Origin of the sequence: Perspicuibacillus lycopersici (genome assembly GCF_025660475.1) — a bacterium.
Taxonomy (GTDB): domain Bacteria; phylum Bacillota; class Bacilli; order Bacillales; family Caldibacillaceae; genus Perspicuibacillus; species Perspicuibacillus lycopersici.
Map to the genome: position 1 here is coordinate 519606 of NZ_JAOUSF010000001.1, position 20737 is coordinate 540342.

Genomic DNA, 20737 nt, shown 5'->3' on the forward strand with positions numbered 1-20737 from the left:
AACCGATTTCAACTATAGAAACCGGTAATTTAACGAAAGCAATATTGTGAAAAAATCGCTTTTTCAATTATTTAAAGTATTTTGTAAGAACTTCTAAAACATTTTCAGAAATTACTTCTTTTCCGTATTCTTGTAAATAATGGATTGTTCTTTGCGATTCCAATCCATATTCCAATACAACGCTAATTACATTATCAATATCTTCTTCAGTAAAATATTCAAACGGAAATTCCATATAAAAATAATATTTATTATCACAGGAATATAATTTTGTTACGGTATGTGCTGGCCAATTTAAATTAGCTAAAGAAAGAACATCCTCAAAATCGTTAAAATACGTCATAAACGAGATGGAATCCTCTTCCTCTAATTCTTCTTCCACCGTGTCTTTATAATGGAAATGATGATCCAATAACTCTTCAAATCTCTCATCCACTGTAAGATCCTTTAATTTATCTTCAGGGAAAGGAAATTCGAACCGACCATCTTTATACGGGAATGGAGCTCTCGTAACAACCACTTCTAATCCTTTTTCTAATGCTTGCACTTGAATCCACAGTGGACCATCAACCGTAAAGTCTTCTTCCTCATGAACTTCATCCATCATTTCCCAAAAAAGCTCTTCACTTTTTTCCCGATTGTACCATATTTCATCCCGATCAAATCCTCTTTCTTCTACATCAACATAAGATATGAAGAATTTAACCGTATTTTCATTAATACGTTCAATTTCCATTTGGCAAATCTCCCTTCTTCACGGAATATTTGAAGGGAATACTCCCTTTGGTCGTACCAAAATTCTGTCATGCTTGATACATACACAAAAGTAAAATATAGTGTATGCCTTCTTTCATATTTTATGACAAAAGATAACAGAAGGGAAATAAATTAACATCCATTCTTATGAAAATAAGAAAACAACCTATGGAAAAGTTGGCAATTAGTATGATATTTACTTTTCCATATGGAGAATGTATTTATTCCAACGTATCTATTATAACTATATGCGTATTTAGTAAAAAACCTTCACGCAACTTAAGCATGAAGGTTGTTGGTTGAAAATTATTATATAACGAAATGAATAAACAGTAAAGCAATTTGACATAAACTAGTTAACAAGTTTTTGCGCTTCCCTTAATTGATATGTCCGAACTTTTCTTGGAAGGAAACGACGAATTTCATCTTCATTATATCCAACTTGCAAACGTTTTTCATCAATAATAATCGGACGGCGTAATAACCCTGGATTTTCTTGAATTAATTTAAACAATTCTTGTAAAGGCAGTAACTCTAGATTGACATCCAGCTTCTGGAAGGTTTTTGAACGAGTAGAAATAATTTCATCTGTCCCATCTTCCGTCATACGAAAGATTTCTTTAATTTCTTCCATTGTAAGAGGTTCTGAAAATATATTTCTTTCTTTAAATGGTATTTCATGTTCCTCTAACCAAGCCCTTGCCTTCCGACATGAGGTACAACTAGGTGCTGTATACAATGTAACCATTATCGTTATCACTCCTTTTAAGTTTGTGTCTATATAATAAGTTAAAAATTTAACATTTGATTCTTATATTAAAATTAATTTAATGTAGGAATTTATATATTTAATTATACATGATTTGATTCGTATTTGATATATATTTTAAAATAATTTACTTATTTTTTTCTGTAGTTGAATAAGTCTTTTCGGAAAATGCATAATACTATATTTATCAAGGTCTCTTTAAATAAAAAGCAATACTAATTTTTTCAAGAGCACTCGAATGAAAAATATTATATAAAATGGAGCAATCTATCTATACCCTTTTTTTGACGAAATGAAACTTTTTCAATTAGGAATTTTCATTGAAAATAAAGCGCATACAATTAAAAAGATCGAAATTGAAAGGAAAAAGCAACCTTCTGCCCTTTTTATGAAAAAATTTTATTGCGGTTGATTTCTCCTTGCGCTTTTTTTATAATATGGATAAGTATATATGGATAAAATCGATGAGAAAGAGTAGTACACCTATCTTTGTCCTTTAGAGAGTTTGTGGTTGGTGAAAACAAACGTCAAGATAAGTGGAATGGACTTTTGAGTCTAAACTGAACGGACTACAAAAAAGCTGTTTCAAATCAGCCTTTTTTGAAGCTCATTAGGCTTTAGCGTGAAATCCTTACGTTATTAGGATATTCGAGTGACCTTTATGGTAACTAGGGTGGTACCGCGGATTAACAACCATTCGTCCCTAATTTTTGGTGGGAAGAATGGTTGTTTTTATTTCCGACCACTAATTACGAAAAAGGAGTGTAATTACAATGCAAACAATCTTTTCAGGTATTCAACCAAGCGGAACCATTACAATCGGAAATTATATCGGAGCTATGACACAATTTGTTGAGCTACAAAACGACTATAATTGTTATTTTTGTATCGTTGACCAGCATGCAATTACAGTAGCACAAGATCCACAAACATTACGAAAAAATATTCGCAGTCTTGCCGCTCTATATTTAGCCTGTGGAATTGATCCAAACAAAGCAACATTATTTATCCAATCAGAGGTTCCTGCCCATGCACAGGCTGCCTGGATGTTACAATGTATTTCCTATATTGGGGAATTAGAAAGAATGACACAATTTAAAGATAAATCTGCAGGAAAAGAAGCCGTTTCCGCTGGATTATTAACTTACCCACCTTTAATGGCTGCAGATATCTTACTATATAGTACAAATTTAGTACCAGTCGGAGAGGACCAAAAGCAACATCTAGAATTGACACGCGATTTAGCAGAACGCTTCAATAAAAAATACAATGATATATTGACTATTCCAGATATTAAAGTACCTAAAGTTGGTGCTCGAATAATGTCCCTCCAAGAGCCAACAAAAAAAATGAGTAAATCGGATCCAAATCAAAAGGGCTTCATCTCAATGCTTGATGATCCAAAGCAAATTGAAAAGAAAATTAAGAGTGCTGTTACAGATTCAGAGGGCATTGTTAAATATGATAAAGTAAATAAACCTGGTATTTCGAACCTACTTACGATTTATTCGATTTTTAGTAACCAATCAATAGAAGAAATTGAAAATAAATATACTGGAAAAGGTTACGGAGATTTCAAAGCAGATTTAGCGAATGTAGTAGTTGGCGTGCTTAAACCAATTCAAGAAAGATATTATCAATTATTAGAATCGGAGGAATTAAACTCGATTTTAGACGCTGGTGCTGCAAAAGCGAACCAAGTAGCTGGCAAGATGGTTAAAAAAATGGAGAAAGCAATGGGATTAGGAAGAAAAAGATAATATAAAAATTTTAGGATGGTAATTAAATACCATCCTTTTTTATGTGTAGGAATAGCTATTCTCATTTGCTACCCCTACTGACGTTTTTTCGTTTTTTTATTATTGTATTTTTCAGTTGCAGATAATGGTTCATTTGCAAATTCATGATCGAAATGTCTAGATTGCTCCTGTACTACTGCCTGTTTATCACTATAATCCTTTGTTAATTGTTTGTTCATTTTTTTATTTTCCTTTGACATCTTGCCACCTCCAAATTTAGCTTTTACTTTTTTGCACGGAGTATGTAAATAGATTATTGGAGAAAAATAAACGTTGATACAGCTCCTGTTATGTTTGCTTATGAAAAGGTTTAGCTAAAAGTAATAGAATATAGCTAAAATAAACATAATTTGTTATGATAAAAATGGTTTTGGATTGGGATATTTTATAAGAAAAACAATCTTTTTTAATCTCGATTGTGAATTAGCTAGCAATCTTATTTCTCCTTTATAGCCATGAAATTTCCAATCCAATACATAAAGTAAATGAATGTAAATATTCTGGGGGGATTTCTTGAAAATGAGCGAAAAAAAATGGGCAGTTCTCATTTTCGCTATTATTTTGTTAGCATACATCATTCCTTATACATTGCTGACAAATGTAGCGGCTTGGTACGGTAGTTTTCTGTTTTGGATTGTACTTACAGTAGGAATAATAGGGATTAATTTTTTCATGACGAAGGATTGGGGTAAATAATATGACAGAAAGTATGGTTTGGTGGGGAATTATAATCTATCTACTCATTTCTCTTTATGTTGCATATTTATCAAGATCAGGTAAACAAACTAACATGGTCAGCTATTTTCTCGGTGATCGTAAATTAGGTGGTTTTGTTTCTTCCTTAAGCTATAGTGCAACTACCTATAGTGCATTTATGTTAGTAGGTTTAGCAGGCTTAACCTATTCTGGCGGTGTTGGAGCGTTAGGGTTTGAATTAATTTATTTAATGGGTGTTTCCTTGGTGGCATTTTTCGGACCAAGATTTTGGTTGGTTGGAAAAAAATATGGTTATGTTACACCTTCCGAAATGTTAGGCGATCGCTACGACAATAAAATGGTAGCACTAGTTGTTTCTATAACTAGTTGTATATTTTTAATCCCCTACAGTGCCGTTCAGCTGTCGGGAATAGGTTACCTCATTAGCGGAATGACCAACAATGCAATTTCGTTTACGACAGGAGTAATTATTGCAACTGCTTTTGCTATTATCTTTTCCTATGTTGCTGGAATACGTTCGGTTGCATGGACTGATTCCTTACAAGCATTATTTATGATTATTACATCGACTATTGTCGTATTGATTATCATCCACAGTTTAGGTGGTTTTAGTGGATTTTTCCATACACTGGAAGATAATCATGCAGAATTATTACAAGTTCCAGGAAATGGCTATTTCAGTTTTCCAACCTTTTTAGGATTAACATTACCATGGTTCTTCTTTAGTCTTTCTAATCCACAGGTTAGTCAACGATTATTTATGCCAGATTCTATGAAGAGCTTGCGCAAAATGTTAATGGGATTTTTACTATTCGGTTTTATTTACACCCTCGTCGCTGTTACTTGGGGTTTTTCATCTGCTTTAAAATTTCCAGACTTAGCAACAGCTGATTTAGCAACACCATCTTTATTATCATCAGGAGTTGTTCATCCAGTGTTAGCAGTGATCGTAATGGTTGGGATTATGGCAGCTGCGATTTCAACCATTGACTCTATACTCTTAACACTGTCCTCTCTTTTTGCGAGAGATGTTTTTGGAAACATGAATCGACGAGCGAGTGATGAACTCCAATTACGCGTAGGGAAAATTGTTATACCAATCATCGCCATTCTTGCCTTTCTATTTGCGATGTTACAGGTAGATTTAATTGCCGTATTATCTGTAGCATCATCAGCAGGATTACTTGTCGTTGTCCCAGCTATAATCGGAACATTCTTTTGGAAAAGGGGAACGGCAGCTGGCGTAATTACTAGTGTTATCGTAGGTGGGGTAATCGTCATCATATTAGAATTAGTTAAAGTAAAACCATTTGGTCTAGCATCGGGAATATGGGGATTATCCATTTCAACTATTTTATTTATCGTTGTTAGCTTATTTACGAAAGCTCCAGAGAAAAAAGCGAGTGAATTTTTAGCATATATTAAGTCTGAATTACCAAATCATCTAGGGAAGAACAGTTATAAATAACGATAAATGGCCTATTTTGAGGGTGTGGCAAACGGAATCTATCCGCTTGATTAGGATACACCTCACCAATAGGCCTTTTTGATACATGTTTATCAATTTCCTAGTAGAAGCATTAGTTAACCTTCGATCCTCTTTCCATCTCCCACAGTTTTTCGAAAAATGGTTGTCCTTTTATTAACCCTTCACACAAAATTTCGTGCTTAGAGGTCCATCCATCTTTAACTTCGTGATATAAACGTGACCATACATCCTCAAAAGAGCTAGTTCGGATGGATGAGTAATTCTCAGGTGCCCATTCAGTATACCAGTACCGTACTTGTGCAGTATTTTTAGAGGAATATAAATGATCTAATGCCATAAATAATAATTTTTTTAATTGGCGTTCTTTCCTTGTTAACCCGATCATTAATGCTGGCTCTGGAGATAATATATGGTATTCCTTATCTCGTGGAAACGTAAATGAATAGTCAACAGTCTCTTCATTCGTAATCATATCGTACACTAGTTGCTCTTGTCTTGGGATAATTCTGCTCTTTCGAATCGGTATTTGATACCCTAAAGTATCTACAGCTAAAATACTAATTCCATCCGTTACAATAAAGCAATATTCTAATTGGATACGTTCATGGTTTTTTCTTGCATATGCTTTTTGATAGACATCATTTAACAACACTTCTGGCAAATCTGCGAGATCATTTTCAATATAATGGTATAAGTCATACGTTACTTTAAGTACAGGTACTTGATCTAGTAATTCAATTGTATCTTCTTTTCTCCATTCATGGAAATGGCAAACATTATAGCCATTCTCTTCTCCTTCAAACCAATTTACCCATACATCATGTAAGTACATCATTTCAAACCCCTCGCTTAAATACTGTTTGTGTACAGTATTGTCTCTGGAGAGTTAATTTATTCCTATTTCTACAATGATTTCATTTTCATATTTTTACAAATTTCGTGAATGCTATCGCTTTTATTTATATGATTCCTTCACCTACGTACGTTTAAACGCTTCAGCTGGTAGTGTAAGAGTCTCTTGTATGGAGATGCTGTTTGACTTTTTATAATGCTCCACTAAATAATATCCCATTGCATACCCTAACAATGGTTTCCCTACACCTTTCCCATATAGTAAGTCATCATGCTTTCGGTTGCTAATTTTTATATTTAAATTTGGTAAAAAGCTTTTTTCCCAGTATTTGTTTAGCTCATTTTCTGAATAAGTATAATTCCATTTCGATACATATTCCCGACCACATTGTAATAAAACCGCTTGCTCAGCCAGTCCCTCCATTATGAGGGAATCTAATAGCGTATATTCTTCCAAAGGTTTGTTTAATTTGTTCATTCGACATGCATGATGATATTCATGGACAAATAATGCTTCGACTTCCTTCTCCTCAATATCGGGTAAAAATAAAAATAACTTATCGGGAAAAGTAAAGCCATTTTTATTTATTGTTCCGGAGAAAAGTGTTTGATTCGTCGGGAAAATAAATATTGGAATATCGGGTCCATTCCAAAGCTTCCGGTATTTTTTTTCTAACGATTCAACAATTTCCCAAATGCTTTGCTTTTTTAACTGATCTAATATTTTTTTTGTAAATCCACTCGGTCGATACATTCCTTTTTTAACTAAATTATAATAGATTTCGTTTTCATTCCACCCACGAAAATCGGATTTTAATTGCTTACAAATCTTTTCTGGTGAATAAAAGTTATCATCCAACCATTTATCTGTTCTTACTACCCCATATGCAACACCTCTTTTACTTTAAGCATAAGTGAATGCACAGATTCTATATAATATACGTAAAAGTAAGCTAGTGTTGCTAGGTTTTTCCATTAGATTCCATAAAAGTGACATAAGGAATAGTTAATGGGATGTTTTTCGATGTAAAACAATAAAAAGAAAGACCTAAGAATGCCATTTTATCGCACGCTTAAGTCTTCCAGTCAAATAAATAAATCAATTATTATTACTCATATTTCTTTATTACTAATGTAGCATTATGTCCACCAAAGCCAAGGGAGTTACTCATTACTGTATTTATTTGTTTTCTTCTTGCTTCATTTGGTACATAATCTAAATCACATTCTGGATCAGGTGTCTCATAATTTATTGTTGGTGGCAGGATGCTATCTCTAATAGCTAAAGTAGAAAATATCGCTTCTACCGCTCCTGCTGCACCTAATAAATGTCCAGTCATTGATTTTGTAGAACTAACTGGAACACGATACGCATATTCACCAAAAACCGTTTTAATTGCTGCTGTTTCAAATTTATCATTATAATCTGTACTAGTACCATGGGCATTAATATAGTCTACTTGAGTTGGTAGAATACCTGCATCATCTAATGCCATTTTCATCGCTCTCGCTCCACCTTCTCCTTCTGGTGCTGGAGCAGTAATATGATAGGCATCTCCAGTTGAGCCATAACCTACGACCTCTGCGTAAATTTTCGCTCCACGATTTAGTGCATGTGTTAATTCTTCGAGAACAACAATCCCTGCACCTTCTCCAATAACAAAACCGTCACGATTTTGATCAAATGGGCGACTTGCTTTGCTTGGATCTGGATTAGTAGATAAAGCAGTATTTGCGCAAAAGCCAGCTACGGACATGGATGTAATCGGCGCTTCAGTTCCTCCAGAAATCATTACATCTGCATCTCCACGTTGGATTACTTTGAATGCATCTCCAATGGAGTTCGTACCTGTCGCACATGCGGTAACGGTACATGAATTAATTCCTTTTGCACCTAGCGTAATCGATACTTGTCCTGCAGCCATATCAGGAATCATCATCGGTACAAAGAATGGGCTAACTCTTCGATAGCCTCTTTCCAAAAATATTTTATGTTGATTTTCTAATGTTTCAAGGCCACCAATACCCGAACCAATCCAAACGCCAACTCTTGGAGCATTTGAATCATCGATTGTTAAGTTAGCATCTTTTACCGCCATTAAGGAAGCTGCAACCGCATAGTGAGTAAACCGGTCCATTTTCCGCGCGTCTTTTCTCTCCATATAGTTCTCTACATTAAAATCCTTTAATTCTGCAGCAACCTTTACTGGATAATCATCGGAGTTCAAACGGGTTAGTGGTCCAATACCTGATACACCTTGTACGATATTTTCCCAAGTTGATTCTACATCATTGCCTAAAGGTGTAACTGCACCTAATCCTGTAATAACTACCCTACGCTTCTCCATTATTTTTTCATCTCCTTTTTAAATTTTGTTCAGATAATTTATATTGTTTTCGTTATTCATAGTGAGATAAATGGTTCATTTCTAACGAGTGAGGTTTGATTGTCTTTATTTCCCCCATTTTAGCAATATCGCACCCCATGTTAAGCCACCGCCAAAACCTACCATGACAACTGTATCATCATCTTTTATTTTACCAGATGCTACCTCATCAACGATAGAAATTGGAATTGATGCTGCGGAAGTATTTCCGTATTTGCCAATAGTATTAGACATTTTCTCTACCGGTAGTTCCAAGCGTTGTCTTGCTGATTCCATAATCCGAATATTCGCTTGATGTGGAATGAGAAAATCAACCTGTTCCTTTGTCATTCCTGCTTTTTCAATTACATTAACTGCAGATTCTCCCATTTGCCTTACAGCAAATTTAAATACCTCTCTACCATTCATATAAATGTATTGATCCTGATATAAATTTTTACCCCCAGAACCATCTGCACCAAGTTCAAAGGATAAAATACCTCTTCCCTCTGAAACTGGTCCTACTATTACTGCCCCTGCACCATCACCAAATAATACAGCAGTGTTACGATCTTCCCAATTAGTAATTTTCGATAATTTCTCTGCGCCAACTACTAATACATATTTATAAACACCAGATTCAATAAATTGCTTGGCCGTAACCATTCCATACATGAATCCTGAACATGCCGCACTTATATCCATAGCAGCAGCATTTGTTGCAGCTAATTGCTCCTGAAGCATACAAGAAATGGAAGGAAATGGTTGATCAGGTGTTACAGTGGCAGTTAAGATTAACCCGATTTCCTCAGGATTTATATTGGCATCCTCAATCGCCTTTTTTGCTGCAAAATAGGCCATATGGGATGTATCAATATCATCGGATGCAATTCTTCGTTCTTCAATGCCTGTCATTGTTCGGATCCACTCATCTGAAGTATCCATCATTTTTTCTAAATCATGGTTAGTAAGAATTTTTTCCGGTACATATTTACCTATCCCAACGATACCTGCATTCATTAACATCACTCCTAATTTCTATCTTGATTTTCATTTATCGGTAATTACTACTAAAATAAATTAATATCAATTGTTATGACTTGGTACTAATTTTAACTTAAAAAGCCACTTTTTTCAATCATTTATTCTCGAAATAACTTTCTGAAATGTAGTTTTTACGCTAAAGTATTGTGTACCCTAGGGGATGTGCTTATTAAACAGCAGGAAATATATGGATTTTCAGCAAAAAAAGACAGACGTTCTCACAGTCTGTCCTTTCCTGGCGATATTAATCTTTTGAAGTGGAGTGGATGAATTCCTTTAGTTCATTCCACTCCATTAAATCAAGCTTTTTCTCTTCTACGTAAAGTAAAATTATTTCTTTTCTTTCTTCCGAAACCTTCGATACAAAATTTTCTTGAATCGTACGAATCGTTTCTCCTACTTTATCGTCATCCTGTGTTGTTAATAAAAAGAATCCCTCATCCTTTGTTTCTAATACATTCATTGTTTTTTCTGATGCTTTTTGTACATCAATAATTTCAAAAGCATCTGTCCGCTGTCCCTCTAATACATTTTCCTCACTATTTTCCTTAAATAATTGATAAAGGATGGAGGAAGGCGGTAACCACTTTCCGTAGAGCTGAGGATAAAAAAATATTCGCCAGCTTCTTCCAGAAAAATCTACCTCTTCCAGCCAATCCAGAAAATTAGCTTTTTCTTGAATTGGTAGTAAAAAACTTATGTTCTTGTGATCTAGAAGATGAAACAAGGATGACATTTGCTGTTGCATCTCTACCTTTTGTTCTTCCCGATAGCCAGCCCAATCATAGATTGGAATAACTATTTGAATTTCCTCCTCCAACTGTGTAAGCAATTGTTCATCTACCACCTGAAAATTGCTATTTCTGCCTATTAACAGCTGTTTTTCTTCAAAAACAGCATCGTTCTTGCTGTCAGAACGATCCAAGTGATAGACGATATAGCCACGTTCCAATGCCGCGCATGATATTTCAAACCCTAAAAATCCATAGGCTCCTAAAATGAGAAAACGATCCATAACCATCCCCCCTGACTATTCACTCATTCATTTTCCTACAATGGATGTTCAGCTAATTTAAACAACCGGAACGCATAGTTGGAAATATCTGATCGTTTTTCTGGCAATATGAGATGGATTCTTCCTAAATTAAGATTAACAAAATTTTTATACAGTTTTATCCATTCACTATCTCTAATCCCATGCTCTAAAATATGAATGATTTTAAAGGGGCATGGGGATGAAAAGGATTCATTTTTTGCCCTTTGAATAAATTCATCTGCCTGTTCATCAGGTATCCCATGAGCTTGCGAAACATCCGCCAGAAATTTTTTATATAAAAAGGGTTGATCCTTTAACATGTTATACATCCAATATAATGAAAAGATTGGATTAATAAAAAGAATCGAACGGATATTTTCGCCTTTATCTTCTATAAAGGATTGAACAGTGGATGCCCCGATTCCTTCGGCAATAATATGAATTTTATCGTTCAATATTTCCGTTCTTTTTATATACTCATACAGGTCTTTTGCTTGCTCGCATGCCTGTTCATTACCCATATGTTTTCCACCAAGATTCGAATAAAAAATGGTGTATCCGGTTTCCATTAACTTTGTTAATATTTTTTTCCGACTATTATTTCTCAACCAACTGCTTCCATTATCATCAACAAATTGCTCTTCGTTTCCAAGGATCAATATACCAAATCCGTTTGGTTTCTCAGGGTAATGGATTATAGATAGTTCCTTGTTTAAATTAAATACTCGGTATTCCATAATTAATCCCCTCTTATACCCTTTAACATTTTTTCCGTTCCCAGAAAGGTCTCTCTTTCCTTAAAGGACCTTTGAACATAAGCTTCCTATTATACTATATTCATAAACGGGGAAAACTCCTGTTATAAAAGCCTAAAAGCAAAGGAAAAGTTATTTTGCATAGGCATGAAGTTCACAAAGTTTTTTATTTCCTACACTTTATTTATATGGTATTATTTTGTTATAGTACGAATGTTTTGGAGTATTTTGACAAGAGGGTGAACAAGTGATGAAGGTTTTCTGGACATTTTTATGGACATTCCTATTAACACATATGCTTACATATGTAGTAGGCTCCATGAGTGGTGCAGCTTATGATTTTGTTACTGCAACATTATTATCCGTTGGTATCACTATTTTCGTTTTGATTATCCCAACAATTTTACCGAACGACAATGCCGAACAAACGCATTAACGAAAAGGAAAAAGCCTCAATTTTAGAGGCTTTTTTTCTATCCTTTATATGTCCAAATTCTGTTATGGTTCGATGTTTCTGGAAAACGGTCTCCCACTTCTAATTTTACTTGCTTTGGATTAACAACAGAACTACCTTGTTCACCAATTTCAATATATACCCCATTATTTGGTGCTTTTTGACCTGGGTGGAAATGTCGATTGTTTGCCATTTACATCCTCCTTTCCTCAAATGTATTTTTAGTTTCACCGGAAAGGAGACTTTCATGAATGGGGATTAACAATGTAAATTGACAAATTCCACCAAAAAAAAGTGGAGAATCTATCCCCACTCTTTTTCATCAATCCGGAATTCCTAAGGCAATTTTTGCATAGCGGCTCATTCGATCTTTCGACCATGGCGGACTCCAAACAATATTAACTTCAGTATCTGCTACTTCTGGAATATCAGAAAGTGCAATTCTAACTTGGTCGGAAATGATTCCACCTAACGGACATCCCATTGTAGTCAATGTCATCGTGACAATTGCCTTTCCGTTTTCATCTAAATCTACGTCATATACTAAACCTAAATTGACTATATCTATGCCTAATTCAGGGTCAATAACTTGCTCAAGGGCGCCCATAAGATTTTCTTTTAAAGATTCATCCATTATTTTTTACCTCCTTACCTATCTTCTTTTATCATATCAAATCCATATAAAAAATTGAATAAAATGTCTGTCTTTATTCTGCTATTATTGTCTATTTTTTGACGTTGTACCTAGTTTATTTTAGGCTGTTTTCGTTTGTTGCAATTTATAGGTAGCCCGCAGAATGAACACACCCCACATTTCTCCAATTAAATTAAATATTTCTCAAACCATGCGGTTGCTTCTAATAAACCCTTTCTTGAAACTTTATGGTCTGCATTTTCATCTAATATAAACTGGAACTTTTCAGGTGTGTCCTGATATTGATTTTTGTTTTCTTCATAAAAATGATACGCATAGGAATAAGGTACTGTACGATCTTTTTTTCCATGCCAAAATAGCAATGGTCTTTTATCAAGCTTTTCTGGCTGCTGGCTTAAATCAAATGGTAACAACTTCTCGAATTCTGCTTGCAGCTGTTCTTCAGAAAATGGTAGCTTTTGCCCACTACTAGTTAATTTATGAACCAAATCCTGGGCAAATGTATAATAGGCAGGACTACCCATCAAACTAACAGCAGTACGAATCCATGGGTATATGGATAATGCACCTAGTGTAGTAATGGCACCCATTGATGTACCGGCAATGCCAATTTTATCTGGTAATGTTTTACCTAATTTTACATACGCCTCTTTTAATTGGTTTATTTCATGAATTGATTGGAGAATAATTTCCCAAAAATGAATTGCAAGCTCGTGAATCGAGATTTTTTTACTTCGCTCCCCATGATAATTTGCTTCTGGAAGCAGCACTCGAATATTTTTTTCTGCAAGCAAATATGCATAATGAAGATTGTGTTCCTTTGCACTTGTAAAACCATGTAGGAAAATAACCGTCGGTGTAGCTTCTTCCACAAGCTTCTGTGGAACGACTTCTAATAATGGAATACCTGCTACTGTTTTTTTATCAATGATGACCATGAAATATCCTCCATTCAGACAAAATCCTTGAAAATTTTAGAAATGTATTGAAAAACAAAGTTATTATACTAAACTAATATTAACGATATCTTTAGTTTACCACGAGTTATCCATTTCTTCTAAAAATTAGCATGGAAAGGAATTACATATATGAAGGATAGACATTTAATTGCCCTTGACTTAGATGGAACACTATTAAAAGATGATAAAACCATTTCTGAAAAAACAAAAACAATATTAGACCGTGTGCAAAAAGAAGGTCATATTGTGATGATATCTACGGGAAGACCGTATCGCTCAAGTGAAATGTATTATAAAGAATTAGGTTTAACTAGTCCTATTGTCAATTTTAATGGAGCATATGTACATCACCCTTTAAGTTCTTCTTTCGGTTCATACCATCAACCTCTTGATTTAAATACTGTTTATGAGATTATCGAAACTAGCTTCGCGCATAATATTGGAAATATCGTAGCAGAAGTATTAGATAATGTATTTGTTCACTATCATGATGAAAAATTACTAGATATTTTTCATTTAGGGGATCCAAATATAACAACCGGTGATTTGCGTACATATTTAAAAGACAATCCAACAAGCCTATTAATTCAGTCGGATGCTGATAATGTGAAAAAAATTCGCCAATACCTCTCCAATACACATGCAGAAGTAGTTGAACATCGAAGCTGGGGTGCACCTTTTCATGTGATTGAAATTGTGAAGCATGGTGTAAATAAAGCTGTAGGTGTAAAACGAGTGGCAGACTATTATCAAATTCCTCAAGAGCGAATTATTGCTTTCGGTGATGAAGATAATGATTTAGAAATGCTACAATTTGCAAAATATGGTGTAGCAATGGGAAATGGTATCGACTCCGTAAAAAAAATTGCGAAAGATATTACATTAACTAATGAAGAGGACGGAATTGCGGTTTATTTAAAAAAGCATTTATTATAACCTAACAAAAAGACGCTCTATTTGAGCGTCTTTCGTCTCATTATTTACGATGCAATCTTTTGGTCTACTTCGATTTCCGCTGTTCTGTTTTTCTTCGCTTTTACAAAGAAGAAAAATGTTAAAATGACGGTAAGCACTAAACCAATAATAAAGGAGACATTTAAATCTAATTTAAATCCTATTTGTGCATTTAAAATATAAACAAAAACCATGTATGTCATAAAAATAGCTGGAACTAGTGCGACAATATAATTTTTCTTCTTGACAAATAAATACATAGTCCCAATCCAAAGCGCAATTACAGCTGTCGCTTGGTTCGCCCAGGAGAAATATCTCCACAGTATATTAAAGTCAATACGTGTTAAAATAATGGATATGACAAACAGTGGAATTGCAATGAATAACCGATTCATTATTTTTTTCTGTGCTAAGTTTAAATAATCCGCAATGATATTACGGGCTGCTCGGAATGCCGTATCCCCTGAAGTAATCGGCAATACAATGGCACCTAATACAGCAATCGTCCCACCTATTGCACCTAACAATGTCATGGAAACCTCATTTACGACTGCAGACGGCGTTCCTGCATTAATTAATGCATTAAGCTCTTCCCCACGGAATAAACTCATGGATGCAGCTGCCCAAATCATTGCAATAATCCCTTCCGCAATCATCATCCCATAAAACACATATCTGCCTTGGGATTCTTTTTCCACTGTTCTTGAAATAATTGGTGACTGTGTCGCATGAAATCCTGACAATGCTCCACAAGTAATCGTAAAAAATAATAAAGGAAAAATAGCTAATTTGTCTGGATGCATATTAGTTAAAGATAACTCAGGAATTTTTGCACTCGAGAACAATAACCCAATCCCAACACCGATAGTACCAACTAATAAAATGAGACCAAAAATCGGATAAAATCTACCGATAATTTTATCAATCGGAAGAATCGTGGATAAGAAATAATAAAGGAAGATGACACCAATAATAATGCCAAGCGCAACTTTTCCATCCATTAAAATAGCTAGTAAGGAAGCTGGTGTTGTGACAAACACCGTACCGACTAATAAAAGCAATAGTAATGCAAACGCATTTACTACATGCTTTGAAGCATTCCCAAGAAACCTTCCAGCAAGCTCTGGAATATGTGCCCCTTTATTGCGAATGGATATCATTCCTGTTAAGTAATCATGTACTGCTCCAGCAAAGATGGAACCTAAAACAATCCATAAAAATGCTACTGGTCCAAATAATGCCCCCATTATTGGTCCAAAAATTGGTCCCGTTCCTGCAATGTTTAATAGCTGAATCATTGCATTTTTTTGCTTTTTCATCGGTACATAATCTACCCCATCCTGATGTGAATAAGCAGGCGTTTTTCTTTCATCCGTAGGACTAAAAATTTTTTCAATAAATTTCCCATACGTAAAATAACCAACAATTAATAATGCGATTGATACAAAAAATGTAATCATGAAAGTTCTCCTCCCCTTTTTTGAAAACGCTTTCCTTTTCACAAAATTATTTTATTATGGAATTATCATTCATGCAAGAAAAAATTATTAAAACAGGTATAGCTTTTACGCGGAAAACACTAAACTATTTATGCGAAAAGATCTCTTTATTGGCCATGAAAAAATTGCTTGTTTTTATTTTTTTGATTCGCATACACTAAATCATGAACGGGCGAGGTGAATCGTTCCGTTCAAATAAATAAATGGGGGGATTTAACAATGGGCAGAAGTAGCAAATCGAAACGTTTTGTAAAACAAGGTGTAGATGCTGTTTCAAAGCACGCTGAGAAAATCCCTTACCATTTAACGTATGCAGAAGCTGAAGCAAGAAAAATGAATAACGACTCGCTTTCTTAGGCGATGTCACCATCCGCTCACGAACAATTGAGCAGAAAAGGACAGCCATTGTTATGTGCTGTCCTTTTCGTTAACTTTTTCTAAATACACCAATGACTGATTCTGTTTGTAATATATTCGTGAATGCTTTCGGATCAATTTCTTTTATTATACGTTTTAATTCAAACAATTCATATCGACTTATAACCGTTATTAGTAACTCTTTTCCTTCTTCTGAATACGCACCACGTGCTGGAACAATGGTAACTCCTCTTGTTAATTGCTTTAATATTTCCTTCTTTAGATCAGACGTATTTTTTGTTACAATCATCGCCGTTAATTTTTGTGACTGAGTATGAATAATATCAATTACTTTAGAGGAAGAAAATAAGACGACAAGGGTATATAATGCCTTTTCCCAGCCAAATAAGTAACCTGCCGAGAGAATAATAATACTATTGAGCATCATCGTATATTTTCCTACTGGCTGATCCATTTTCCTTGATAAAACTAAAGCAATAATATCTAAACCACCTGTAGAGGCTCCATATCGTAAGGTCATTCCTACCCCAATGGCACCTATAACCCCTCCAAAAACTGCATTCAATAAAATATCATGTGATAAGGAATAAATTGGAATAATGTTTAAAAATACCGACGTAATAATAACACTTAAAAAGCTGTACAAAGTAAAGGATTTTCCTATTTTTACCCACCCAAGTATCGTTACCGGTATGTTTAGTAGGAATAAAAATATTCCAACCGAAATATCGATATGTAAAAAATCGGAAAAAATACGAGCTAGTAATTGCGATAATCCCGAAAACCCACTGGAATAAACATTAGCAGGAATTAAAAATAAGTTCATCGAAGCAGCAAATAAGATTGAACCTACAATAACTACAAGTAATTTTTTTATATGTGATAAAACCACAAGCATTCCTCCCGTTAAATTGACATTCATTTTTATATTATTACCCTTATTAATTAAATACTTTCCTTTCGATTGTTTTATTGTTATAGTCAACATGGTAAACTATTAATAAAGATAAAGTTTTTTGAAAGTGGTGATAACATGTCTAAAGTAAAAATACTGACAGACAGTGGTAGTGACTTACCGTTAACTTTTTTAAATGAGTACAACGTGACATTACTACCATTACAAGTGCATTTAGATGACAAGGAATACGAGGATGTAATCGCAATTAACCCAAAGGTTATTTATGATGCGATGCGAAGCGGGAAAGCACCAAAAACATCACAAGTTTCTCCTAACACAATTAAAGATAAATTTACCGAGCTAGCAATTCAAAAGCAACCAAGTGTTTACATAGCATTTTCCTCTGAGTTATCCGGAACATATCAAACCGCTGTAATGATACGTGAACAAGTGCTAGAGGATTACCCAGAGCTTGACTTAACAATTATTGATTCCAAATGCGCCTCTTTAGGACACGGACTAGTTGTCCTTCATGCGGCAAAATTAGCTGAAAACGGTGCTTCAAAGGAAACAATCATTAATGAAGTAAATCATTATTGTCAGCATATGGAACATTTGTTCACAGTTGATGATCTTGAATATTTACGTCGTGGTGGACGAGTTTCCCGCGCATCTGCTTTCGTTGGCGGCCTACTTAATGTAAAACCATTATTAAATGTCGAAGACGGTAAATTGATTCCATTGGAAAAACATCGTGGCCGTAAAAAGCTATTTAATCGAATTATCGAATTAATGGAGGAACGTGGAGTTAATTTAGAAGATCAATTAATCGGTATTAGTCATGGGGACGATGAAGAAACGGCATTGCAAATTAAACAATCAATCGAGGAAAAATTTGGTAGTAAGCATTTTCTTATCAATATGGTCGGTTCCACTATCGGTGCCCATTCTGGACCTGGTACGATTGCCATATTCTTTTTAAATGAAAAAGCGAATACCCAATACGATATTTCCTAATAATACAATGGAGGCTCTCTTCCTTTGAATAAAACAAATGAAAGGGATGGATTCCATGTCACGCACTTCTGATAATGAAAAGAAACCGAAAGATAATCAAGCATTAAGAGAAAAAAAGAACGAAATGCGGGAAAAAAATCGTCAAGCTGGAAAGCATCAATATTCCAAAAAGACGGACCATCTGTAATCCTTTTTAATTTCCAGGCTTTCTATCGTGAAAACGTTAGAAAGCCTTATTTTTTGAAAAAAACTTGACAAAGGCATGCTACAATTTACTTGCCTGTTGTTTCTATTTTTAGATTTTATTATAATATGGGTAATAAAAGGAACGGAGGATGTAAATGGCAAAGGATAGTTCATTTGATATCGTGTCAAAAATTGATTTATCAGAGGTTACAAATGCAATTAATATGACGCTAAAAGAAATCCAAACACGATATGATTTCAAGGGAAGCAAAAGTGAGGTAAAACTTGATAATGAAGAGCTTGTCTTATTATCTGACGATGAATTTAAATTAGAGCAATTGAAGGATGTTTTACTTGGGAAGCTAATTAAACGAAATGTACCAATTAAGAATTTGCATTATGGAAAGTTAGAAAACGCTTCTGGCGGTACGGTAAGACAGCGCGCTACCCTTGTCCAAGGGATTGATAAGGAAAATGCAAAGAAAATCAATTCTTTAATCAAAGATAGCGGATTAAAGGTGAAAAGCCAAATCCAAGATGATCAAATTCGTGTGACTGGTAAGAGTAAAGATGACTTACAAAAAGTAATTGCAGTCATTCGTGATGGCGACCTACCAATTGATGTACAATTCGTTAATTATCGCTAAAAAAAGGACTAATTCATTGGTTTCCAAATGAATTAGTCCTTTTTGAAATTTATTAATATAACAAAAGTGAGTACAATCAGCAGCGAAGTAATCATCATAAATCTAATCTATTATAAAAGAATGTTTCCTAAGAGTGTTGGTATTTCTTAAGATATAATAGAAAAATTACTAAGCAACCTAATACACGTATAATCCACGAAAAAAAGCATCAGTTTCGCGACGTACGAACTGCAGCAAGACAAGCGGGAAAATCAAGACACTAACCACTAGCACTCCTGCTTGTCCGAATGGATGTACGGAGTGTAATCAGTTCGCGAGTTATTTCCAGACATCAATACTCTATACGAAAATAGTTTTTATATAATTTATATATGGAATTAACTATAATTCTCCATCTAAATCATACGTCCCACAAGATGAGCGCTCGATAATTTGGTGCGGAATAATAATACGCTTCGTTGGTTCCTGTGGATTTTCAATCATTCCGATCAAGTTTTTTACTGCTTCCATTCCTAAACTAAGAATATTAATATCTATCGACGTTAGTGCAGGGTTGGATAATTCGGCAAACAATGCGTTATTGAAGCTAACAATCGAAATATCCTCCGGAACATTCAATCCTAATTCATGGGTAGTACGTAAAACTCCTAATGACATCAAGTCATCCACTACAAGCAATGCCGTTGGTGGATTATCTAATGATAAAAGCTCTCTAACAGCTACTTGTCCTCCCTTAAGGAGAAAATTCTCATGGATTACATACTCGTTTTTTAGCTCAATTCCCGCTTCCATTAATGCCTTCTTATAACCTTGAAGACGATCATTTGTAACCATCAAATTTTTATTTCCCCCAATAAATCCAATACACGAATGTCCCAGCTTAATCAAGTATTCAGTACCTTCTTTGGCTGCAGAAATATTATCATTATCTACATGGGTAATTTGCTCTGTATATTCATAAGGTTTTCCAATTAACACAAATGGAAACTTATTTTTTCTAAGATAAACGACAATTTTATCATTCATTTTCGAATATAACAAAATGATTCCATCGACACGTCGACCTTGTACCATTTTTACAACATCATCATAAATTTCATCTTCCGTTTTACCTGTTGTGAGCTGTAATGAATAATGCTTTTGATGTACCCCTTCGCTTATTCCACGCAATACTTCCGAATAAAAAGGATTTTGAAAAGCCAAATTACCTGAGCTTGGAAAAACAATTCCGATTACTTGAGTTGATTGGCTAGCTAAGCTTCTCGCAATGAAATTCGGATGATATCCAAGCTTATCCATCACTTCACGGACACGTTTTTTTGTTTCTTCGCTAATTCTCGGACTATCTGCAATGACTCTCGATACAGTGGATGGGGCTACATTTGCAGCTTTTGCCACATCTTTAATTGTAATGGCCAATATAATCACCCCTTGTTAATCAACACTTTCCATACACGGTAAGTATAAAAACACTTTCTCTGATTATTTAGAAAAAATCGTGAAATTA

24 protein-coding genes and 1 other annotated feature are annotated in these 20737 nt (G+C 34.5%); of the genes, 9 read left to right on the forward strand and 15 right to left on the reverse strand.

Features of this window, described 5'->3' with window-relative positions:
- Positions 1-67: 67 nt before the first annotated feature.
- Positions 68-736 carry an adaptor protein MecA gene (gene mecA, locus OEV98_RS02520; RefSeq protein ID WP_263071588.1) on the reverse strand — a complete coding sequence of 223 codons (669 nt, stop codon included), beginning with the start codon at positions 734-736 and terminating at the stop codon, positions 68-70.
- Positions 737-1108: 372 nt separating this feature from the next.
- The gene (spxA, locus tag OEV98_RS02525; RefSeq protein ID WP_263071589.1) at positions 1109-1504 is read right to left on the reverse strand and encodes a transcriptional regulator SpxA; all 396 of its coding nucleotides are present in this window, start codon (positions 1502-1504) and stop codon (positions 1109-1111) included.
- Between the two features lie 476 nt (positions 1505-1980).
- Positions 1981-2233 (forward strand) — a binding site (T-box leader).
- Positions 2234-2298: 65 nt separating this feature from the next.
- Between spxA and trpS the strand changes: the two genes are divergently transcribed.
- Entirely contained in the window at positions 2299-3285 is a 987-nt protein-coding gene (gene trpS / locus OEV98_RS02530) for a tryptophan--tRNA ligase (protein WP_263071590.1), read from the forward strand.
- A 74-nt stretch (positions 3286-3359) separates the two neighbouring features.
- Here the strand turns inward: trpS and sspO are convergent, their stop codons facing one another.
- Positions 3360-3503: a small acid-soluble spore protein O gene (sspO, locus tag OEV98_RS02535; RefSeq protein WP_407676483.1), complete on the reverse strand. Its 144-nt coding sequence runs from the start codon at positions 3501-3503 to the stop codon at positions 3360-3362.
- 340 nt (positions 3504-3843) lie between these two features.
- Between sspO and OEV98_RS02540 the strand changes: the two genes are divergently transcribed.
- Together OEV98_RS02540 and OEV98_RS02545 are read left to right on the forward strand one after the other, a co-directional pair.
- The gene (locus OEV98_RS02540; protein ID WP_263071594.1) at positions 3844-4020 is read left to right on the forward strand and encodes a hypothetical protein; all 177 of its coding nucleotides are present in this window, start codon (positions 3844-3846) and stop codon (positions 4018-4020) included.
- A gap of 1 nt (position 4021) precedes the next feature.
- Positions 4022-5509 carry a sodium:solute symporter family protein gene (locus tag OEV98_RS02545; RefSeq protein ID WP_263071595.1) on the forward strand — a complete coding sequence of 496 codons (1488 nt, stop codon included), beginning with the start codon at positions 4022-4024 and terminating at the stop codon, positions 5507-5509.
- A gap of 112 nt (positions 5510-5621) precedes the next feature.
- On the opposite strand, the gene OEV98_RS02550 is transcribed toward OEV98_RS02545, so the two are convergent.
- The 6 genes from OEV98_RS02550 to OEV98_RS02575 all read right to left on the reverse strand — a co-directional run bounded on the left by OEV98_RS02550 (position 5622) and on the right by OEV98_RS02575 (position 11565).
- Positions 5622-6365, reverse strand: coding sequence for a YjbA family protein (locus OEV98_RS02550; RefSeq protein ID WP_263071597.1), 744 nt, complete (start codon positions 6363-6365; stop codon positions 5622-5624).
- Between the two features lie 141 nt (positions 6366-6506).
- Positions 6507-7241 (reverse strand): DUF2268 domain-containing protein, encoded by a 735-nt coding sequence (locus OEV98_RS02555; RefSeq protein ID WP_263071599.1) that lies wholly within the window; start codon positions 7239-7241, stop codon positions 6507-6509.
- Between the two features lie 250 nt (positions 7242-7491).
- On the reverse strand, positions 7492-8730 hold the full coding sequence (gene fabF, locus OEV98_RS02560) for a beta-ketoacyl-ACP synthase II (protein WP_263071601.1): 1239 nt from the start codon (positions 8728-8730) through the stop codon (positions 7492-7494).
- Between the two features lie 105 nt (positions 8731-8835).
- Positions 8836-9768 (reverse strand): beta-ketoacyl-ACP synthase III, encoded by a 933-nt coding sequence (locus OEV98_RS02565; protein WP_263071604.1) that lies wholly within the window; start codon positions 9766-9768, stop codon positions 8836-8838.
- A gap of 268 nt (positions 9769-10036) precedes the next feature.
- Positions 10037-10807, reverse strand: coding sequence for an NAD-dependent epimerase/dehydratase family protein (locus OEV98_RS02570; RefSeq protein WP_263071606.1), 771 nt, complete (start codon positions 10805-10807; stop codon positions 10037-10039).
- Positions 10808-10842: 35 nt separating this feature from the next.
- Complete coding sequence (locus OEV98_RS02575; RefSeq protein ID WP_263071608.1) at positions 10843-11565, reverse strand: hydrolase; 723 nt, start codon at positions 11563-11565, stop codon at positions 10843-10845.
- Between the two features lie 268 nt (positions 11566-11833).
- Here OEV98_RS02575 and OEV98_RS02580 point away from each other — a divergent pair, with 268 nt between their 5' ends.
- Positions 11834-12019, forward strand: coding sequence for a YjzD family protein (locus OEV98_RS02580; RefSeq protein WP_263071945.1), 186 nt, complete (start codon positions 11834-11836; stop codon positions 12017-12019).
- 37 nt (positions 12020-12056) lie between these two features.
- On the opposite strand, the gene OEV98_RS02585 is transcribed toward OEV98_RS02580, so the two are convergent.
- The 3 genes from OEV98_RS02585 to OEV98_RS02595 all read right to left on the reverse strand — a co-directional run bounded on the left by OEV98_RS02585 (position 12057) and on the right by OEV98_RS02595 (position 13630).
- Positions 12057-12230: a YjzC family protein gene (locus OEV98_RS02585; RefSeq protein ID WP_263071609.1), complete on the reverse strand. Its 174-nt coding sequence runs from the start codon at positions 12228-12230 to the stop codon at positions 12057-12059.
- 129 nt (positions 12231-12359) lie between these two features.
- The gene (locus OEV98_RS02590) at positions 12360-12671 is read right to left on the reverse strand and encodes a metal-sulfur cluster assembly factor (protein ID WP_263071610.1); all 312 of its coding nucleotides are present in this window, start codon (positions 12669-12671) and stop codon (positions 12360-12362) included.
- Positions 12672-12859: 188 nt separating this feature from the next.
- On the reverse strand, positions 12860-13630 hold the full coding sequence (locus OEV98_RS02595; RefSeq protein ID WP_263071611.1) for a prolyl oligopeptidase family serine peptidase: 771 nt from the start codon (positions 13628-13630) through the stop codon (positions 12860-12862).
- Between the two features lie 150 nt (positions 13631-13780).
- Between OEV98_RS02595 and OEV98_RS02600 the strand changes: the two genes are divergently transcribed.
- The gene (locus OEV98_RS02600) at positions 13781-14587 is read left to right on the forward strand and encodes a Cof-type HAD-IIB family hydrolase (RefSeq protein WP_263071613.1); all 807 of its coding nucleotides are present in this window, start codon (positions 13781-13783) and stop codon (positions 14585-14587) included.
- Between the two features lie 44 nt (positions 14588-14631).
- Here the strand turns inward: OEV98_RS02600 and OEV98_RS02605 are convergent, their stop codons facing one another.
- On the reverse strand, positions 14632-16065 hold the full coding sequence (locus OEV98_RS02605; protein WP_263071614.1) for a carbon starvation CstA family protein: 1434 nt from the start codon (positions 16063-16065) through the stop codon (positions 14632-14634).
- Positions 16066-16323: 258 nt separating this feature from the next.
- On the opposite strand from OEV98_RS02605, the gene OEV98_RS02610 reads away from it, so the two are divergent.
- Complete coding sequence (locus OEV98_RS02610) at positions 16324-16461, forward strand: hypothetical protein (protein WP_263071616.1); 138 nt, start codon at positions 16324-16326, stop codon at positions 16459-16461.
- A gap of 70 nt (positions 16462-16531) precedes the next feature.
- On the opposite strand, the gene OEV98_RS02615 is transcribed toward OEV98_RS02610, so the two are convergent.
- Positions 16532-17380, reverse strand: coding sequence for a YitT family protein (locus OEV98_RS02615; RefSeq protein WP_263071617.1), 849 nt, complete (start codon positions 17378-17380; stop codon positions 16532-16534).
- A 135-nt stretch (positions 17381-17515) separates the two neighbouring features.
- Between OEV98_RS02615 and OEV98_RS02620 the strand changes: the two genes are divergently transcribed.
- The 3 genes from OEV98_RS02620 (at position 17516) to OEV98_RS02630 (ending at position 19230) form a co-directional block, all read left to right on the forward strand.
- Entirely contained in the window at positions 17516-18397 is an 882-nt protein-coding gene (locus OEV98_RS02620) for a DegV family protein (protein WP_263071619.1), read from the forward strand.
- Between the two features lie 55 nt (positions 18398-18452).
- Positions 18453-18584 carry a DUF3941 domain-containing protein gene (locus OEV98_RS02625; RefSeq protein WP_263071620.1) on the forward strand — a complete coding sequence of 44 codons (132 nt, stop codon included), beginning with the start codon at positions 18453-18455 and terminating at the stop codon, positions 18582-18584.
- A 154-nt stretch (positions 18585-18738) separates the two neighbouring features.
- On the forward strand, positions 18739-19230 hold the full coding sequence (locus OEV98_RS02630; protein WP_263071622.1) for a YajQ family cyclic di-GMP-binding protein: 492 nt from the start codon (positions 18739-18741) through the stop codon (positions 19228-19230).
- Positions 19231-19611: 381 nt separating this feature from the next.
- Here the strand turns inward: OEV98_RS02630 and OEV98_RS02635 are convergent, their stop codons facing one another.
- Positions 19612-20649 (reverse strand): LacI family DNA-binding transcriptional regulator, encoded by a 1038-nt coding sequence (locus tag OEV98_RS02635; protein ID WP_263071623.1) that lies wholly within the window; start codon positions 20647-20649, stop codon positions 19612-19614.
- Positions 20650-20737: the final 88 nt, after the last annotated feature.

Coding starts and splice junctions, on each gene's coding strand:
- mecA (WP_263071588.1), bottom strand. CDS start 736: ATGGAAATTGAACGTATTAATGAAAATACGGTTAAATTCTTCATATCT.
- spxA (WP_263071589.1), bottom strand. CDS start 1,504: ATGGTTACATTGTATACAGCACCTAGTTGTACCTCATGTCGGAAGGCA.
- trpS (WP_263071590.1), top strand. CDS start 2,299: ATGCAAACAATCTTTTCAGGTATTCAACCAAGCGGAACCATTACAATC.
- sspO (WP_407676483.1), bottom strand. CDS start 3,503: ATGAACAAACAATTAACAAAGGATTATAGTGATAAACAGGCAGTAGTA.
- OEV98_RS02540 (WP_263071594.1), top strand. CDS start 3,844: ATGAGCGAAAAAAAATGGGCAGTTCTCATTTTCGCTATTATTTTGTTA.
- OEV98_RS02545 (WP_263071595.1), top strand. CDS start 4,022: ATGACAGAAAGTATGGTTTGGTGGGGAATTATAATCTATCTACTCATT.
- OEV98_RS02550 (WP_263071597.1), bottom strand. CDS start 6,365: ATGATGTACTTACATGATGTATGGGTAAATTGGTTTGAAGGAGAAGAG.
- fabF (WP_263071601.1), bottom strand. CDS start 8,730: ATGGAGAAGCGTAGGGTAGTTATTACAGGATTAGGTGCAGTTACACCT.
- OEV98_RS02565 (WP_263071604.1), bottom strand. CDS start 9,768: ATGAATGCAGGTATCGTTGGGATAGGTAAATATGTACCGGAAAAAATT.
- OEV98_RS02570 (WP_263071606.1), bottom strand. CDS start 10,807: ATGGATCGTTTTCTCATTTTAGGAGCCTATGGATTTTTAGGGTTTGAA.
- OEV98_RS02575 (WP_263071608.1), bottom strand. CDS start 11,565: ATGGAATACCGAGTATTTAATTTAAACAAGGAACTATCTATAATCCAT.
- OEV98_RS02580 (WP_263071945.1), top strand. CDS start 11,834: ATGAAGGTTTTCTGGACATTTTTATGGACATTCCTATTAACACATATG.
- OEV98_RS02585 (WP_263071609.1), bottom strand. CDS start 12,230: ATGGCAAACAATCGACATTTCCACCCAGGTCAAAAAGCACCAAATAAT.
- OEV98_RS02590 (WP_263071610.1), bottom strand. CDS start 12,671: ATGGATGAATCTTTAAAAGAAAATCTTATGGGCGCCCTTGAGCAAGTT.
- OEV98_RS02595 (WP_263071611.1), bottom strand. CDS start 13,630: ATGGTCATCATTGATAAAAAAACAGTAGCAGGTATTCCATTATTAGAA.
- OEV98_RS02600 (WP_263071613.1), top strand. CDS start 13,781: ATGAAGGATAGACATTTAATTGCCCTTGACTTAGATGGAACACTATTA.
- OEV98_RS02605 (WP_263071614.1), bottom strand. CDS start 16,065: ATGATTACATTTTTTGTATCAATCGCATTATTAATTGTTGGTTATTTT.
- OEV98_RS02610 (WP_263071616.1), top strand. CDS start 16,324: ATGGGCAGAAGTAGCAAATCGAAACGTTTTGTAAAACAAGGTGTAGAT.
- OEV98_RS02615 (WP_263071617.1), bottom strand. CDS start 17,380: ATGCTTGTGGTTTTATCACATATAAAAAAATTACTTGTAGTTATTGTA.
- OEV98_RS02620 (WP_263071619.1), top strand. CDS start 17,516: ATGTCTAAAGTAAAAATACTGACAGACAGTGGTAGTGACTTACCGTTA.
- OEV98_RS02625 (WP_263071620.1), top strand. CDS start 18,453: ATGTCACGCACTTCTGATAATGAAAAGAAACCGAAAGATAATCAAGCA.
- OEV98_RS02630 (WP_263071622.1), top strand. CDS start 18,739: ATGGCAAAGGATAGTTCATTTGATATCGTGTCAAAAATTGATTTATCA.